This window comes from Blattabacterium cuenoti (genome assembly GCF_014251635.1).
Classification (GTDB): Bacteria; Bacteroidota; Bacteroidia; order Flavobacteriales; family Blattabacteriaceae; genus Blattabacterium; species Blattabacterium cuenoti_S.
Map to the genome: position 1 here is coordinate 522,837 of NZ_CP059194.1, position 18,134 is coordinate 540,970.

At 26.1% G+C, this 18,134-nt stretch carries 15 protein-coding genes; 9 read left to right on the forward strand and 6 right to left on the reverse strand.

Going from position 1 to position 18,134, the window contains the following annotated elements:
* The first annotated feature begins 53 nt into the window (after positions 1–53).
* The 6 genes from leuS to rpoN all read left to right on the forward strand — a co-directional run bounded on the left by leuS (position 54) and on the right by rpoN (position 8,604).
* Positions 54–2,825, forward strand: a complete 2,772-nt coding sequence (leuS, locus tag H0H64_RS02575) for a leucine--tRNA ligase (RefSeq protein WP_185857235.1) — start codon at positions 54–56, stop codon at positions 2,823–2,825.
* 151 nt (positions 2,826–2,976) lie between these two features.
* Positions 2,977–4,404 carry a Glu/Leu/Phe/Val family dehydrogenase gene (locus H0H64_RS02580; protein WP_185857236.1) on the forward strand — a complete coding sequence of 476 codons (1,428 nt, stop codon included), beginning with the start codon at positions 2,977–2,979 and terminating at the stop codon, positions 4,402–4,404.
* Positions 4,405–4,460: 56 nt separating this feature from the next.
* Complete coding sequence (gene pyrH / locus H0H64_RS02585) at positions 4,461–5,177, forward strand: UMP kinase (RefSeq protein ID WP_185857237.1); 717 nt, start codon at positions 4,461–4,463, stop codon at positions 5,175–5,177.
* 9 nt (positions 5,178–5,186) lie between these two features.
* Positions 5,187–5,741 carry a ribosome-recycling factor gene (locus tag H0H64_RS02590; protein ID WP_185857238.1) on the forward strand — a complete coding sequence of 185 codons (555 nt, stop codon included), beginning with the start codon at positions 5,187–5,189 and terminating at the stop codon, positions 5,739–5,741.
* Positions 5,742–5,751: 10 nt separating this feature from the next.
* Positions 5,752–7,158 carry an asparagine--tRNA ligase gene (gene asnS, locus H0H64_RS02595; protein ID WP_185857239.1) on the forward strand — a complete coding sequence of 469 codons (1,407 nt, stop codon included), beginning with the start codon at positions 5,752–5,754 and terminating at the stop codon, positions 7,156–7,158.
* A gap of 3 nt (positions 7,159–7,161) precedes the next feature.
* Positions 7,162–8,604: an RNA polymerase factor sigma-54 gene (gene rpoN / locus H0H64_RS02600; RefSeq protein WP_185857240.1), complete on the forward strand. Its 1,443-nt coding sequence runs from the start codon at positions 7,162–7,164 to the stop codon at positions 8,602–8,604.
* On the opposite strand, the gene H0H64_RS02605 is transcribed toward rpoN, so the two are convergent.
* From H0H64_RS02605 to H0H64_RS02630, 6 genes are all read right to left on the reverse strand, one after another.
* Entirely contained in the window at positions 8,599–9,957 is a 1,359-nt protein-coding gene (locus H0H64_RS02605) for an aldehyde dehydrogenase family protein (protein ID WP_185857241.1), read from the reverse strand. The two genes, rpoN and H0H64_RS02605, sit on opposite strands and share 6 nt — an antisense overlap.
* A 1-nt stretch (position 9,958) precedes the next feature.
* The gene (locus H0H64_RS02610) at positions 9,959–10,414 is read right to left on the reverse strand and encodes a SufE family protein (protein WP_185857242.1); all 456 of its coding nucleotides are present in this window, start codon (positions 10,412–10,414) and stop codon (positions 9,959–9,961) included.
* A gap of 21 nt (positions 10,415–10,435) precedes the next feature.
* Complete coding sequence (metE, locus tag H0H64_RS02615; RefSeq protein WP_185857243.1) at positions 10,436–12,724, reverse strand: 5-methyltetrahydropteroyltriglutamate--homocysteine S-methyltransferase; 2,289 nt, start codon at positions 12,722–12,724, stop codon at positions 10,436–10,438.
* Between the two features lie 70 nt (positions 12,725–12,794).
* Positions 12,795–13,985 carry a putative sugar nucleotidyl transferase gene (locus tag H0H64_RS02620; RefSeq protein ID WP_185857244.1) on the reverse strand — a complete coding sequence of 397 codons (1,191 nt, stop codon included), beginning with the start codon at positions 13,983–13,985 and terminating at the stop codon, positions 12,795–12,797.
* A 5-nt stretch (positions 13,986–13,990) separates the two neighbouring features.
* Entirely contained in the window at positions 13,991–14,245 is a 255-nt protein-coding gene (locus H0H64_RS02625; protein WP_185857245.1) for a type B 50S ribosomal protein L31, read from the reverse strand.
* Between the two features lie 2 nt (positions 14,246–14,247).
* On the reverse strand, positions 14,248–15,357 hold the full coding sequence (locus tag H0H64_RS02630; RefSeq protein ID WP_185857246.1) for a 3-oxoacyl-ACP synthase III family protein: 1,110 nt from the start codon (positions 15,355–15,357) through the stop codon (positions 14,248–14,250).
* A 106-nt stretch (positions 15,358–15,463) separates the two neighbouring features.
* Between H0H64_RS02630 and ubiE the strand changes: the two genes are divergently transcribed.
* From ubiE to rpsO, 3 genes are read left to right on the forward strand one after another with little or no spacing between them, the layout of a single operon-like run.
* Positions 15,464–16,195 (forward strand): bifunctional demethylmenaquinone methyltransferase/2-methoxy-6-polyprenyl-1,4-benzoquinol methylase UbiE, encoded by a 732-nt coding sequence (gene ubiE / locus H0H64_RS02635; protein WP_185857247.1) that lies wholly within the window; start codon positions 15,464–15,466, stop codon positions 16,193–16,195.
* A gap of 40 nt (positions 16,196–16,235) precedes the next feature.
* Positions 16,236–17,756: a GH3 auxin-responsive promoter family protein gene (locus tag H0H64_RS02640; protein WP_185857248.1), complete on the forward strand. Its 1,521-nt coding sequence runs from the start codon at positions 16,236–16,238 to the stop codon at positions 17,754–17,756.
* A 36-nt stretch (positions 17,757–17,792) separates the two neighbouring features.
* The gene (rpsO, locus tag H0H64_RS02645; protein WP_185857249.1) at positions 17,793–18,050 is read left to right on the forward strand and encodes a 30S ribosomal protein S15; all 258 of its coding nucleotides are present in this window, start codon (positions 17,793–17,795) and stop codon (positions 18,048–18,050) included.
* Positions 18,051–18,134 lie beyond the last annotated feature (84 nt).

Here is an 18,134-nt window from a genome sequence, read left to right on the forward strand (position 1 = left end):
AATTACGTAATAAAATCATTGTAATATTTATATACATATTGTCTTAAAAAAAAATGAAATATAATTTTCGTCAAATAGAAAAACGTTGGCAAATATACTGGAAAAAACATAACGTTTTTTATACCAAAGAAAGTAAAAAGAGAAAATACTACATTTTAAATATGTTTCCTTATCCTTCTGGAACAGGTCTTCATGTAGGACATTGTTTAGGTTACATAGCATCAGATGTTTATGCAAGATATAAACGAGCAGAAGGGTATAATGTTTTAAATCCAATAGGATTTGATTCTTTTGGACTTCCTGCAGAACAATATGCTATACAAACAGGAAAACATCCTTGTGAAACTATTCTTGAAAATTCACGTAGATACGAAGAACAAATGAATAAAATAGGGCTTTCTTTTGATTGGAATAGAAAACTATATACCAGCAATCCTAATTATTATCGTTGGACTCAATGGATGTTTATTCAAATTTTTAATTCTTGGTACGATAAAAACACTGAACAGGCTAAACCTATAGATCTTTTAATTAAAGAATTTAATAAAAACGGAAATAATTTCATTAACACAAACACCACATCAAATTACAAATTTGATTCAAAAACGTGGAATAAATTCAATTTACACGAAAAAGAATCTATTCTTTTAGATTATAGATTAGCTTTTTTATGTAATAATATAGTGAATTGGTGTCCAGATCTAGGAACAGTATTGGCTAATGATGAAATAAAGAATGGAAAAAGTGAAAGAGGTGGATATCCAGTTTACAAAAAAAAAATGTTACAATGGCATATAAGAATTAGTGCATATGCAGAAAGACTTATAAAAGGTTTAAATTTTATTGATTGTTCTCAATCTTTAAAAAAGTTACAATATAATTGGATAGGAAAGTCAATAGGAATTTCTATATTTTTAAAAATTGTTTATCCTATTGGTGAAATCAATCAAATTGAATTATTTACTTCTCATCCAGAAATGATATTTGGAATGACTTTTATCATACTATCTCCAGACCATCCACTTGCAGATAAAATTTTACACCATAAAAATGGTTTTACATATTTTACTCAAGAATTTCCTGCATACAAAAATACAAAAAATATTTATGGTATTTTTACAGGGAATTATGCACTACATCCTTTTATTTCTAATAAAAGGATCCCCATTTATGTCAGTAATTTTTTTACGATAAATAATAAAACCCAATCTATAATAGGAATACCTGGATATGAAGAAGAAAGTAGAAAATTTGCAAAAAAATTGGGGATAGAGATCATAAAAATTTTAGATGTTAATGAAAAATGTATGAATTCTAATTTTTTAAATGGATTAAATATTAAAGAAGCAAAAGAAAAAATAATCAAAATTTTAATAAATAATAAAATAGGAGAAATTAAAATCAGTTATAAGATTCGTGATGCTATTTTTTCCAGACAAAGATATTGGGGAGAACCAATTCCTATTTATTTTAAAAATAAAATTCCAAAAGCAATTCCCATTGATAAATTGCCTATAGTCCTTCCTAAAATAGAGAACTTTCATCCTAAAGATGGAAAATCTCCATTAGTTAGAGTTCAAAATTGGGCCTGGGATGAAAGAAACATGAAAATTGTCTCTAATATTCTTATTGATCATAAATATGTATTTCCAATGGAAACTAGTACAATGCCTAGTTGGGCAGGATCGAGTTGGTATTTTCTTAGATATATGGATGTAGATAATAATCAATTCTTTATTGATAAAAAAAAAGAAAATTATTGGAAAAATGTCGATTTATATATTGGTGGAGCTGAACATAGTACAGGTCATTTGATTTATGCTAGATTTTGGCATAAATTTTTGTTAGATAGAGGTTGGATAAATACTGAGGAACCTTTCAAAAAAATATTGAATCAAGGAATGATTTTGAGTTATTCTGCTATTATACTAAAAGTGATAGGAGAAAATACTTTTATTTCTTATGGATTAAAAAATAAAAAACACGCATATTTTTCTTTTCAAGAAATATATGTAGATCTTTCTTTAATAAAAAAAAACAATGAATTAGATATTAATAAGTTTAAAAAATACAGACCGGAATTTTATTCATCTGTTTTTATTTTGGAAAGAGGATCCTTTTTTTGTAAAAGAAAATTGGAAAAAATGTCAAAATCCAAATATAATGTAATAAATCCTGATGATATTTGTGAAAAATATGGATCAGATGTATTTCGTATTTATGAAATGTTTTTAGGTCCTATTAATCAATCTAAACCTTGGGAAGAAAAAAAAATAAATGGGATAAAAAATTTTATAAATAAATTTTGGAGTTTATTTCATAAAAATAAAATTTTTAAAGTAAGTGAAATGAATCCAACAGTTCAAGAACTTAAAATTTTACATAGTACTATAAAAAAAATTCAAAATAAAATGCAATCTTTTTCTTGGAATACTTCTATAAGTTTATTAATGATTATGACTAATCAATTAACCGTATTAAAATGTAACAAAAGAAAAATATTAGAACCTTTAGTTCAATTAATAGCTCCATTTGCGCCTTATATTTCCGAAGAATTATGGTGTAAGATGGGGAAAAAAAAATCTATTATATTTTATAATTTTCCAGTTTTTAATCCAAAATATATAGTGGAAAAAAAAATAACATATCCGATTATGTTTAATGGAAAATTCAAATTTTCAGAAAAATTTAATTATAACACTTCAATAGGAGAAATAAAAAATAAAATATTAAATCATCCTAAAACAAAATTTTTTTTGAAAGAAAAAACTTTACAAAAGTTAATTTTAATCCCTAAAAAAATAATAAATATTTTGTTTAAATAAATTTTTTAAAATGACACTTTATATTAAAATACTTAATTCATATTGTAATGGATTAAAATTTATACATAAAATGTAGATTTGTAGTCAATAATGTAGCATTCATTTTTGTATTTTTTTTTCATTCTATGGAAATGTATAAAAACTTTTTTTTATGTCAAAAAACCAAAATAAAACTGGTACATATAGTTTTTTTAATTGTATAGAAAAAAATTTCGATAAAGCTGCACAATTTCTTTCTATTGAAAAAGGTCTTTTAGAACAAATTAAAGCTTGCAATTCTGTATATCGTATGCATTTTCCTGTGAAAATAGGAAAAGAAATCAAAGTGATTGAAGCATATAGAGTTCAACATTCTCATCATAAACTTCCTTGTAAAGGAGGAATTCGATATAGTACTAAAGTGAATCAAGATGAAGTTATGACTTTAGCTGCTTTAATGACCTATAAATGTGCCATAGTTGATGTTCCTTTTGGGGGAGCTAAAGGTGGAATTAAGATTGATCCACAAATCATATCACCAGAAAATATAGAAAAGATAACACGTCGTTACACCTCTGAATTGATTAAAAAAAATTTTATTGGACCAGGAATAGATGTTCCGGCTCCTGATTATGGAACAGGAGAAAAAGAGATGAGTTGGATTTTGGATACTTTTTTATCTCTTCGTTCTGGAGACGTAGATGCATTAGCTTGCGTAACAGGAAAACCTGTTTCTCAAGGAGGAGTAAGAGGAAGAAAAGAGGCAACAGGATTAGGTGTATTTTATGGAATTAGAGAATTGTGTTATACAAAAGAAGACATGTACTCTGTTGGTCTTGATGTAGGATTAGTTGGAAAGAAAATTATTATACAAGGATTAGGAAATGTTGGTTATCATGCCGCCACTTTTTTTCACGAAGCAGGAGCTGTTATTATTGCTTTAGCAGAAAGGGAAGGCGCGATTTATAACGAGAAAGGATTAAACGTATCGAAAGTTTTCTTACATTTAAGAAATACTGGGTCTATACTAAATTTTCCAGAAGCAAGAAATATAGAGAATACGGAAAAAGCTTTAGAATTAGAATGTGATATTTTAATTCCAGCAGCATTAGAAAATGTAATCCATAAAAATAATGCAAATCGTATTAAGGCTAAAATTATTGGAGAGGCTGCAAATGGACCTACCACCCCTGAAGCTGATGATATACTGGAGAAAAAAGGAATAATTATTGTTCCTGATATTTACTTAAATGCAGGAGGAGTTACCGTTTCTTATTTCGAATGGCTAAAAAACTTAAGTCATGTACGTTATGGCCGTATGGAAAAGAAATTTAGCGAAAATATGAATGCAGAATTCTTGCATGTTATAGAAACGGTTTGCAAAAAAAAAATTTCTTCAGAAGAAAAAAAAATTATTTTAAGAGGACCAAGAGAAATAGATCTGGTCCGTAGCGGATTAGAAGATACAATGATTAATGGATTTCATAAAATCCGTGATTTAAAAAAATCATCAAAAATAAAAAACATGCGTACTGCAGCATTTGTACTCGCAATCAATAAAATTATTGACTCTTATGAAAAACTAGGAATTTTTCCATAATATTCTTACAATATCCTTTATTATGAAAAAAAAGATAAAAATATAATATATTTTTCATGAAGTACAAAAGATCATTATTGAAATTAAGTGGAGAAGCTCTTATGGGAGATAACGAATTTGGACTTCATTCTACTCGTCTTCAACAATATGCTGAAGAAGTAAAAGAAGTAGTAGATATGGGAGCTCAAGTAGCTATAGTTATTGGAGGCGGGAATATATTTAGAGGATTTTCTAGAATAAAGGAAAAAACGATAAATCGTATAGAGGGAGATTACATGGGAATGTTAGCTACCGTTATTAACGGGATCGCCTTTCAATCATATTTAGAAAATGTAGGAATATGTACTTATATTCAAACAGCTATTCGAATGGATGAAATAGCAGAACCTTTTGGAAAAGACAGAGCCATACACCATCTTGAAAAAGGAAGGGTGGTAATATTTGTAGCAGGATTAGGAAATCCTTATTTTACTACAGATACAGCCGCTGTTTTACGTGCTATCGAAATAAAAGCTGATGTGTTATTAAAAGGGACTAGAGTGGATGGAATTTATACAACAGATCCAGAAAAGGATAAATATGCTAAAAAATTTAAAAATATATCTTTTGATATGGCATATCAAATGGGAATAAAAGTGATGGATCAAACGGCTTTCATTTTAGGAAATGAAAATGATTTACCGATTATTATTTTTGATATTAACAGAAAAGGAAATTTTAAAAAAGTAATTTCAGGAGAAGAAATAGGAACTATGGTTTCTAAAAAAAAATAGAAATTAATTATGGATGAATTAAATAATATTTTCTCCTCTTGTAAAGAAAAAATGGAGGAAATTTTTAAAAAACTAACAAAAGAAATTCATCGTGTTCGATTAGGAAGTAAATCTGTATCTTCTTTTCTAGGTAAAATAAAAATAAAATGTTATGGAACTTTTTTTTCTCTTACAGAAGTAGCCAATATTTCTATTATAGATAATATGAATATTTCTATTCATCCTTGGGATCGTACGATTATTTCAAATATAGAAAAAGCTATTATTAATGCTAATTTAGGTTTTATGCCAACTAATAAAGGAGACTCTATTCATATACATTTGCCTATAATTACAGAAGAAAGTAGAAAAAATTTGATAAAAAAAATCAAATCACAAACAGAACATGCAAAAATTCTTGTGAGAGAAATTAGGAAAAAAAATAACCAATATATAAGAAAATTAAAAATATCAGAAGACATTTCTAAAACAGGAGAAAATTATATACAAAAAATGACCAGCGAATATATACAAAAAATTGAAAATTTCTTTATTCATAAGGAAAAGGAAATATTGAAAATATAGAAAATATAAAATGGTAAGAAAATATTCAGTTAAAGAATTACTAAATAAAGGAAAATTTTTTATAGATAAAAAAGTATTAGTCGAAGGATGGATCCGTTCTTTTCGTCATTCTATTTTCATAACTTTGAATGATGGATCTACAATTAGAAATATACAAATTATTTTATCGAATAATAAAAGTATTGTAAAAAAAATAACAATTGGAAGTTCAATTAGAGTTATAGGAATAGTGAAAAAAAGTATTGGAACAAAACAATATATTGAACTCCAATCTGTGGATATAACTATATATGAATCAGTAGATCCAAAAATTCTTCAAAAATCTATTTTGCAACCTAAAAAACATAGTTTTGAAAAACTACGTGAACAAGCTCATTTACGTTTCCGAACAAATATTTTTAGTTGCATTATGAGAATTCGTCATCATATAGCTTTTGGTATACATAAATATTTTCATAAACATGGTTTTTTTTATATTCATACTCCAATTATTACCACTTTAAATTGTGAAGGAACCGGAGAAATGTTTCATATTACAACTATGGATTTTAAAAAAAATAAAATAATAGATTATGCAAAGGATTTTTTTAAATGTAAAACTTATCTCAGTGTATCCGGGCAATTAGAAGCGGAGACTGCTTCTTTAGGATTAGGAAAAGTATATACTTTTGGTCCTGTGTTTCGGGCAGAAAATTCCAATACTTCACGACATTTATCTGAATTTTGGATGATTGAACCAGAAATTGCTTTTTATCATCTGGAAGAAAATATTAATTTAGCTGAAAATTTTCTCAAGTTTATTATAAAATATATTGTTGATAATAGCATGGAAGACTTGATTTTTTTAAATCAATGTTTGGAAAAATGGAACCAAAAGAAAAAAAACTCCCTTTTAGAAAAATTAGAACTTATCTTAAAATATCCATTCAAGAAAATTAGTTATACAGAAGCTATAAGAATTCTTGATCAAGAAGAAAAGAAAAAAAATATAAGATTTTTACATCCAATTATTTGGGGAATGGATTTACAATCGGAGCATGAACAATATTTAGTAGATAAATATTTTAAAATTCCTGTAATTATATTTGATTATCCTTGTAGCATTAAAGCTTTTTATATGCGTATGAATCATGATGGAAAAACTGTTAGAGCTATGGATATTTTATTTCCTGAAATAGGAGAAATTGTTGGAGGCTCTCAAAGAGAAGAACGTTATGATATATTATTACAACGTATGAAAGATACAAATACTGATAAAAATAAACTTTGGTGGTATTTAGATACACGTCGTTTTGGTTCTGTTCCTCATAGTGGATTTGGCTTAGGTTTTGATCGTTTAGTTCAATTTATCACAGGAATGAATAATATTCGTGATGTTATCCCATTTCCCAGAGTTCCAAACAATGCAGAATTTTAAAACATGTTAAAACAACAGTTATTGCAAAAAGGACAACATAAGCTTTCTCCACAACAAATCAAATTAATGAAATTAGTTCAATTGTCCACTTTAGATTTTGAACAAAGAGTTCAAAAAGAATTGGAAGAAAATCCAGCTTTAGAGGAAGAAAATTGTTCGGACTTAGAAGAATCTTCAGAAGAAAATGAGATGGATCTTATAGAGGATCAAAATCAATCTTCAGATCTATCTGATATAGATGAATATTTAAGTGATGACGAAATTGAAGATTTCCAAATCAATAACCAAAATTATAGCATAAAAAAACATATTCCCATTATTTCTGGAATTTCTTTTCAAGAATATCTAAAAAATCAATTGCATACATTTCGTTTAAATGAAAAAGATTTATTAATTGCTGATTTTATATTAGGAAATATAGACAATGATGGTTATATTAAAAGAAAAATTACATCTATATCCGATGATATTTTTTTAATACTTGGAATATCTGTCTCTACAGAAAAAATAGAGAAATTACTTGTAAATTATATACAGAAATTAGATCCTATAGGGTTAGGATCCAGGAATTTACAAGAATGTTTGCTGATTCAATTAGAGAAAAAAAAAATCAATCAAGAAATTTTTTTATCAAAAAAAATAATACGAGATCATTTTGAATCTTTTGTAAAAAAACATTACAAAAAATTGCAAAAAAAATTGGGAATAACAAAAAAAGATTTACGAAAAGTTATTGATCAAATAAGAAAATTAAATCCTAAACCAGGAAGGTTTTATTCTGATAACACTAAAAATTTGGATCATATAATTCCGGATTTTAATATTTATATTTCAGATGAAAAATTAGAACTTTCTTTAAATCAAAGAAATGTTCCAGAATTAAAAGTATCATCTTTATATTTAAATATGTTAAAATCCTATAAATCAGATAAAAATATAAAAAAAAATGAAGGAACCATTGTATTTTTAAAACAAAAAATAGATTCAGCAAAATGGTTTGTAGACGCAATCAAACAACGTCAAAATACATTAATGTTAACAATGAACGCTATTATGGATTATCAAAAAGAATATTTTTTAACGGGAGATCCACTAAAAATAAAACCTATGATTTTAAAAAATATTTCCCAAAAAATTGGAGTAGGTATTTCTACTGTTTCACGTGTCGCTAATAGTAAATATGTTAACACCCCGTATGGTACTTTTTTAATAAAAAGTTTTTTTTCTGAAAAGATGATAAACCAAAAAGGAAAAGAAATTTCCTCTATTGAAATAAAAAAACTTTTAGGAGAATCAATATCTAAAGAAAATAAAAAAAAACCTTTCACTGATGAAAAATTATCCAAAATACTTCAAAAAAAAGGCTATTTAGTTGCTAGAAGAACTATCGCGAAATATAGAGATCAAATGCATATTCCTGTTGCAAGAATGCGAAAGAATTTATAATTTTGATATAACCACAGTTTTACAATTGGAAAATTCTTTTATAGATAAAGAAGATAATTCTCTACCATATCCAGAGTTTTTAACTCCTCCAAAAGGAAAACGTGGATCTGATTTCACAACTTCATTTATGAAAACCATACCCGTGTCTATTTTTTTTGATATTTCTTCCGCTTTTTCTAAATCTTTTGTCCAAATAGAAGCTCCAAGCCCGTATGGTGTATTATTAACAATATCAGGAATTGTTCTTTCTTGAGAGAAAGAATAAATAATTCCTATTGGACCAAATATTTCTTCTTTTTTCACTATACAGTTATCATTTTCTATTTTTAATAAAGAAGGAGAAAAAAAATTACCATCTCTGGTAATTTCTAAACATATTTTTCCTCCATTTAGTATAATATTTTTGTATTGCTGATACAATTTTTCAGATAAATCATGACGAGAAATATAACCTATTTTAGTAGATTCATCATATAAATTTCCTCTGTGATATGTTTTCATTTCTTGTATAACTGCATCTATAAAATCATTTATTATAGTTTTATCTACAATAAATCTTTTTGCAGAAATACATGTTTGTCCTGTATTATTTAATCTAGATTCTGTAGCTAATTTTGCTATTTTTCCTATATTTTCTACATCTTTCAGAACGACAAAAGCATCATTTCCTCCTAATTCTAAAACAGATTTTTTAATATATTTTCCAGATAATGATCCTATAATACTTCCCGTTAAAGTACTTCCTGTAAAAGTAACCCCTTGTATTGCAGGATGGGCTATAACAGATTCTATCTGATTTATATCCATTAATAAAACTTGAAAAATACCTTTAGGAAAACCGGATTCTAAAAATAATTTTTCTAAAATAAGAGAACATTCTGTTGTATTAATAGCTGGTTTAATCAGCATTACATTTCCTAATAATAAGTTAGGAATAGTAGATCTTATTGTTTGCCAAATGGGATAATTCCAAGGCATAATTCCTAATATAGCGCCTATAGATTCAAACTTTACATAAGAAATTTTATATTCAGTATAAATTTTTTTAATAAAAATAGATTTTTGGAACTCGCAATAATATTTACATAAATTAATACTTTTATTTACTTCTGCATGAGATTGAGTTATGGGTTTACCCATTTCTTGAGTAATGGAATAAGCCATAATATCTGTGGCTTTTTTCATGAAAAAACAGAATTTCGTTAAACATTCAATTTTCAAATTGAAAGGATAATTTTTCCATTTATTATATGCGTTTTGAGCTTCAGATAATTTAAAATCAATATTTTTATTGGATAAAAAATAATAAGTTTTTAATACATTATCGTTTACAGGATTAATGGTTTGAAACATTTCATTTTTTTTTTAAAATTCGTCCATTCAAATTAATAGAAACTTTGGTATGAAAAGCTATGGCATAAAATTTTATTTTTTTTAAAAATAAAAACATTCCATTAGCTCTAATAGGAGATAAAAAAGTTTGAAATCCTATTTCATAAATAAAATTAGCATTAGAGCAAATAATTTCAAAAGGAAAGAGGCCTGAATATACTCGAATCATAAGAGCAGCCATCCCTCTAGGCAATAAAGCATCACTATCCGCATCAAGAAAAATGCGCGATTCATTAAATTTAGCCTCTAACCAAACTTTGGATTGACATCCATGAATTAATTTATCTTCAGATCTAAATATAGGTGACTTATTAGATAATTTTTTACCTAAATCTATCAAATATTCATATTTTTCTTCCCAATTTTTAAGAATTTTAAATTCTTTTTTTATTATTTCTTCTTTTTTATGCAAATTCATTTTTTTTGAATTTAATATGAACTAGACTAATTTTAGTCTAGCCATTTTCGCTGCTTTTGTCATATTATGAAGTGACATCAATACTTCTTTCCATTTTCTAGTTTTTAATCCACAATCTGGATTAACCCAAATATTTTTTATAGGTAATTTTCTTGAAGCTTTTTCTATTAAGTCAAATATTTCTTCTACTGTTGGGATTCTTGGAGAATGAATATCATATACTCCTGGACCTATTTCATTAGGATAAGAAAAAACGGAAAAGGCTTTTAACAATTCCATTCTAGATCTAGAAGTTTCTATAGTAATCACATCTGCGTCCATATCTGCTATATGTTGTAATATATCGTTAAATTCACTGTAACACATATGTGTATGTATTTGAGTTTCATCTTTCACTCCACTTGAGGATAAACGAAAAGCTTGAATAGACCAATCAAAATAAGATTTCCAATTCTTTTTTTTCAAAGGTAATCCTTCTCTTAAAGCAGGTTCATCAATTTGAATAATTTGAATCCCAGATTTTTCTAAAGATAAGACTTCTTCTCGAATAGCCCAAGCTATTTGATAAGCAGTATGATAAATAGGTTGATCATCTCTGACAAAAGACCATTGTAAGATTGTAACGGGGCCAGTTAGCATCCCTTTCATTAATTTCTTTGTTTTAGATTGAGCAAAACAGATCCATTTAACAGTCATATCGCCAACACGAGCAACATCACCATAAATAACAGGAGGTTTAACACAGCGACTTCCGTAACTTTGTACCCATCCATTATCAGTAGAAAGTATTCCTTTTAATTTATCAGAAAAATATTCCACCATATCAGTTCTTTCAAATTCCCCGTGAACTAATACATCTAAATCTATTTTTTCTTGTTCTTTAATAACTTCTACAATGAAATTTTTTATTTTTTCATCGTATTCTTCTTTACTCAGTTCTTTTTTTCGAAATTTATTTCGCAAACTACGTATTTCTTTCGTTTGAGGAAAAGATCCTATAGTCGTAGTAGGAAATAGAGGAAGATGAAATTTTTTTTTCTGCTTTTTTTGTCTAATATAAAAATGATTCTCCCTTTGTATGTCTTGGTCTGTTATTTTCATTGCTCTTTCCTTTATTTTTATATCATGAAAAATAGAGGATGATTTTTCTAATAAAGAGGAGTTACTGAGTAGAATATTTTTATTTCCTTTTATAATTTTTTCTAAATCATTTAATTCATAAATTTTTTGTTTTGCAAAAGACATTTTATTTTTGATATCTATGTGAATAGAATTCTCATATTCTATATCTATAGGAACGTGTAAAAGAGAGCAATTAGGAGCAATCATAATTCTATCTTCTCCCACAGATTCCATCGCTTTTTCTATCTTTTTAATAGAATTAGCATAATTATTTTTCCATATATTTCTTCCATCAATAAGACCTAAAGACAAAATCATTTTTGAGTCTCTTGAAAAAAAAGAAAGTATTTTTTCCAACTGATTTGAATCTTCCACTAAATCTATATGTAAAGCTTGAATAGATATCTCTTGAAAAAGAAATATATTTTCTGAGATCCCATCAAAATAAGAAGTTAACAAAATATTAATTCCAGAACAAAATCTGGATATTTCTCCATAAGCATATTTAAAAACTTTTTTTTCTTTTTCTGACATATCTAAAGCTAAAATAGGTTCATCTAATTGAATCCAATTAACTCCTTCATTTTTTAATTTGTTAATAATTTTTATGTAAATAGGAATAAGATTTTCTATTAAATCCATTCTATGAAAGGATTTTTCTTTTTCTTTTCCTAAAAATAAATAAGATAGAGGTCCAATTAATACAGGTTTAATTTTTTTTATTGATTTTAATACATTTTTAGATTCCTCTAATTCATCAAAAATTTTTTTCGAAAAAATAGAAAATTTTTGATTTTTTTCAAATTCTGGAACAATATAATGGTAATTAGTATTAAACCATTTGGTCATCTCCATCGCTTTAATATCCCAACCATTTTTTTGAAACCCTCTAGCCATAGAAAAATATAGATCAATATTGTTTTGAATCAATGGAATAGAAAGATAAGACTCTGAAACTACTCCTAATAACAAAGACATATCTAAAACATGATCATAAAAACTGAAATCATTGCATGGAATTAAATTCAAATTAGCTTTTTCTTGCGTTTTCCAATTTTCTTTTCTGATTTTTTTTCCTACATCAAATAAAGCGTCAGAATCAATTTTATTTGACCAATAAGCTTCACAAGCTTTTTTTAACTCTCTTTGTATCCCTATACGAGGATAACCTAAATTATGTTTCAGCATATAAATAACTTTTAAAAATTGTATTGTAATCCATACATACCACCATACATATGCATATATCAAAAATTAACTAAATATCCAATAATTGATATAAATATTCTAAAATTTTTCTGTCTAAAAGAGAAAAATTAACATTTCTTCTATTCATCATAATTTCAGCAGTTTCACAAACTTTATTAAAAGGAATTCTTTTTTTTTTTTGAATCCCTCCTAAAAAAAAAGAAGGAATATATCTAGGCGGAAATCCATATCCAAAAATATTATCACTAACACCTACAATTGTAGCGGTATTAAATTGAGTATTTATTGATGATTTAGAATGATCTCCCATGATTAGACCAAAAAATTGTAAATTGGTATGGGAAAAATCTTTTTTCTCATAATCCCAAACGGTTACCTTTTGATAATCATTTCTCAAATTAGAAATATTGGTTCCAGCCCCTAAATTACACCATTCTCCCAAAATAGAATTACCTAAAAATCCATCATGAACCTTATTAGAATAGGAAAAAATTACTGAATTAAAAATTTCTCCTCCTATTTTACAAAAAGTAGCTATAGTTGTTGCTCCATATATTTTTGCCCCCATATTTAACGTGGTGTGTTTTCCAATTGCTACTGGCCCTCTAATTACAGATCCTTCCATAATTTCAACTCCTTTTTCAATGTATATGGGGCCATGTTCCGCATTTAATACAACATTATTCGCTTTTATATCTTCTTCCAAAAAAATTTTATCCCTACAAATAACATGATTGTTTCCTAACAAAGAGGACGATTTTTTTCCATTTGTGAAAAACAAAAAATCTTTTTTTATAACAGTTTCATTATTAATAAATATATCCGATGGATATTGAATATGAATAATTTTATTTACATGATATGTTTTTTTACACTTTTTTAAAAATAAAGAATGAATGTTTTCTTTTCCTAAAAAGAAATTTTTTTTTATGGCAATCATTTTTTCTTTAAAGAAAATAGTTTCATTTTCTTTTAAAGAAAAAAGAATTTGAATTAACTCTTCATTAGGAAGAAATGCAGAATTAATTAACAATATATTTTCAAAAAATAAAGATTCTTTTTTTGAAAATTTTTTTGAAAGAAATGGCTGTGTAATAATGCTCTCTACATTTTTTCCAATATATTTTTCCCACCTTTCTTTTATAGTAAATAATCCTAATCTGATTTCTGATACAGGTCTAGTAAGTGTTATAGGAAATAATTTTTTCCATTCTATCCCATCATATAATATGAAATTCATATGAATTATAATTTTTTATATTTTTCATATCTTTTCTTAAATTTCTCAGCAGGTCCCGTTTTACCTAAAAATCTCTTTTCTCCAGTGAAAAACGGATGTGAATAACTAGATATCTCCATTTTATATAATGGATAGTCACTTCCATCTATGTGGATAGAATCTTTTGTTATAACTGTAGATTTACAAATAATTATTTTATCATTATTAATGTCTTTAAAAACAACAGGTCTATAATTTTCTGGATGTATTTTTTTTTTCATATTTATTTTTTCTTGTTTTTGTTTGGAAAACGGTAAATCAATCCATTAATATTCATTCCAGCGCCTAAAGAAGCCATGAGAATTGTATCTCCAGGTTTAATCTCATGAGGTGGCATTTTTCCTTTAAGAATTAAATCCAATAAAGTAGGAACAGTCGCTACAGAAGAATTTCCAAATTTTTGTATTGTCATCGGCATAATTTTTGACATGAAATCTTTCTTTAAGGATGTACAATTATATAATTTCAATAATCTTTTTAAAATAGCATAATCCATTTTAGCATTAGCTTGATGAATAAGAATTTTTTTTATATCCTTAATATGAAAATTAGCATGATCAAGTATATTTTTTAGCATGTTTGGAACTTTCGTTAATGCATATTCATAAATTCTCCTTCCATTCATTCTAATATTAACTAAAGATTTTTTATAATTTGGGTTTAAAGAAGGGCCATTCGTTAAATAATATAATTTCTCATTATTATCACATTGAGTATCATAATGAATGACCCCATGTTTTTCATCTTCTAAATATTCTATAGCAGATAGTATCGCTGCTCCTGCTCCATCGGAAAAAATCATTGCATTTCTATCATGTGGATCGATAACTTTAGATAAAGTTTCGGAACTAGTAATCAATATATTTCTAGCATATTTAGATCGTAAAAGTTGATCCGCAAGAATCATGCCTTCTATCCATCCTGTACAACCAAAAATCATATCATATGGTCTACATTTTCTATTTCTTATTTTAAGTTTATTTTTTACTTTAGCAGCGATAGAAGGCATAAAATCAGATTGATAAGAAATAGGATGAATATCTCCATAGTTGTGAGCAGATATAATATAATCTATTTCTTCCTTATAAATTTTAGAATTTATCAAAGCTTTTTTTGCTGCAATAGCAGCAATATCAGAATTTAATAATCCTTCATTTATATATCTTCTTTCCTCAATTTCTGTAATTTTTTGAAATTTATTGATGATTTCCTCATTAGATTTTTCAATTTTTAATCCTCTTTTATCGTAAAATTTATGTTTCAAAAAATGATCTTTTTTTATTATCTTTTTTGGTAAATAATGCCCCGTTCCCGTAATAATTGATCGAATCATTTCTTTCTTTATATATATTATATAAATTAAAGTAAAAAAATAAAATTCTTCAAAAAAATTATTTTTTTCCCATACTTTTTAATTTAAAAAGTAAATTCCAAATATTATGTATAAATATTCTCCTTCTTCAAAAGAAGAAAAATTGAAAAATATGTTTGATCATATTGCCAATAAATACGATTTAATTAATCATATACTATCTTTTGGAATAGATTTTATATGGAGAAGAAAAACAATTCATTTATTATATAAATTGAGTGAAAAAAAAATTCTAAAAATATTAGATTTAGCAACTGGTACTGGAGATTTAGCTATATTGTTAGCCAATCAATTCAAACATGCTCATATTACAGGATTAGATCCATCTGATAAAATGCTGAAAATAGCTGAAAAAAAAATAAAAAACAATTTTTTTGAAAAAAGAGTTCAAATTATTAAAGGATATTCACAAAATATTCCGTTTCAAAATGAAACTTTCGATATAGTAACTATTGCTTTCGGAATAAGGAATTTTCAATACATTCATCATTCTGTTAGAGAAATACATAGGATTTTAAAACCTTCAGGAATTTTAGTTATTTTAGAATTTTCTAAACCTTCCAATTATTGGATAAAAAAAATTTATTATTTCTATTTCCATTTTGTAAAAAAAATAGGAAATTTTATATCCAAAAGTCATTTTGCTTACAATTATTTAAAAAAATCTATATTCTCTTTTCCATATTGCAACAAAAAAATGAATAAACTCTTAAAATATCATAAATTCGATCCGATTCATATACAAAAACTAACTTTTGGAATTGTTTCTATTTATTTAGTTAAAAAAATAAAGAAATAAATTCATTTTTATAACCTTATAATTAAAATATTTTTTCATCATGATCAAATATTTATCTGGATATTTTACCCCTACTTTCCTTAAAAAAAGAATTAAAAGCATAGAATTATTTATGCGTTATCCGATAGAAATACAAAATCAACTAATCGATCAACTGATTTTTTATGCGAGAAATACCGAATTTGGAAAGAAATACGGATTTCGTGATATTAAAAAATATCAACAATTCTCCGAAAGAATTCCTATATGCAAATACGCTGATTTACAATGTCTTATTAAAAAAATTCGTAAAGGAGAAAAAGATGTATTATGGCCAGGAGGAGTAAAATGGTTTGCCAGATCCTCTGGGACAACGAACACAAGAAGCAAATATATTCCTGTCACCAAATCATCTATGAATACATGTCATTATAAAGCAGGAAAAGATATGTTATCCATCTATATTCATAATCATCCCAAAACAAAAATTTTTTTTGGAAAAGCAGTTCGTCTAGGAGGAAGTTACGAATTGTATAAAAAATACAACACATTTTATGGGGATTTGTCTTCCATTTTAATTAAAAATATGCCTTTTTGGATTGAAAATATTTGTATACCTAAAAAAAAAATAGCCTTAATGAGTGAATGGGAAAAAAAATTAGACAAGATGGTAAAAGAAACAGGTCATAAAGACGTTAGAATTTTATTAGGAGTTTGTTCTTGGTTGTTGATTTTTTTGAAAAAATTATTAAAAGAATTTGACAAAGAAAAAATAAACGAAATATGGCCTAATATAGAGGTAATATTTCATGGAGGAGTCAGTTTAAAACCTTATATCAATCAATATGAGAAATTATTTGATAAATCTATAAATTATTATGATGTATACAGTGCATCAGAGGGTTTTTTTGCTATACAAGATCAAAAAAATGTTGAAGATCTTTTGTTATTATTAAATCATGGTATATTTTATGAGTTCATCCCTACAGAAGAGATAAATAATACAGATCCTAAAATATTATCTATTGATAAAGTAGAATTAAACAAAAATTATGCACTTGTCATTTCTACTAATGCAGGATTATGGAGATACATAGTTGGAGATACTGTTAGGTTTACAAATTTATCTCCATATCGAATTTCCATTTCAGGAAGAACAACTCATTATATTAATTCTTTTGGAGAGGAATTAATTGTTGAAAATGCAGAAAAAGCCTTAAATAAAACTTGCATAAAAACGAATTCCATTATTCGTGAATATACGGCAGGTCCTGTGTATATGAATCGAAAAAATTCTGGAGCTCATGAATGGATTATAGAATTTGAAAAACCACCTGTAAATTTATGTGATTTTAGGGATATTTTGGATAATGAATTAAAATCTTTGAATTCAGATTACGAAATTAAACGATATAAAAATATTGTTTTAGGTCCTCCTGTTATATATGTAGCTAAAAATGGTTTATTTTATGATTGGCTAAAAAAACATAAAAAATTAGGGGGACAAAATAAAATTCCTCGTTTATCTAATGATAGAAGATATATTGATTCCATTATCAAAATGGAAAAAAATAGAGACTAGTTTCAATAAAATATTTTATAACTTTATAGTTTTATTATGAAAAAAAAAAAAGAAATATTTAAAACTTATGGAACATCTGTTTACGATACAGGTTCTTCTAAAGCTCAAATCGCTTTGTTTACTTATCGTATTAATCATTTAAACAATCATCTCAAAAATAATAAAAAAGATTTTAACACAGAAAGAGCTTTAGTAAAAATGGTGGGAAAAAGAAAAAAATTACTAAAATATATAGAGAAACATGATATAAACAATTACAAAAATATAATTAAACATTTAGGATTAAGAAAATAAAATTAATAAAATATTTCTGTATCTATAAAATATAAAATAAATCTATAACTATAATATAATATAAGTTGTTATTATATAGAAAAT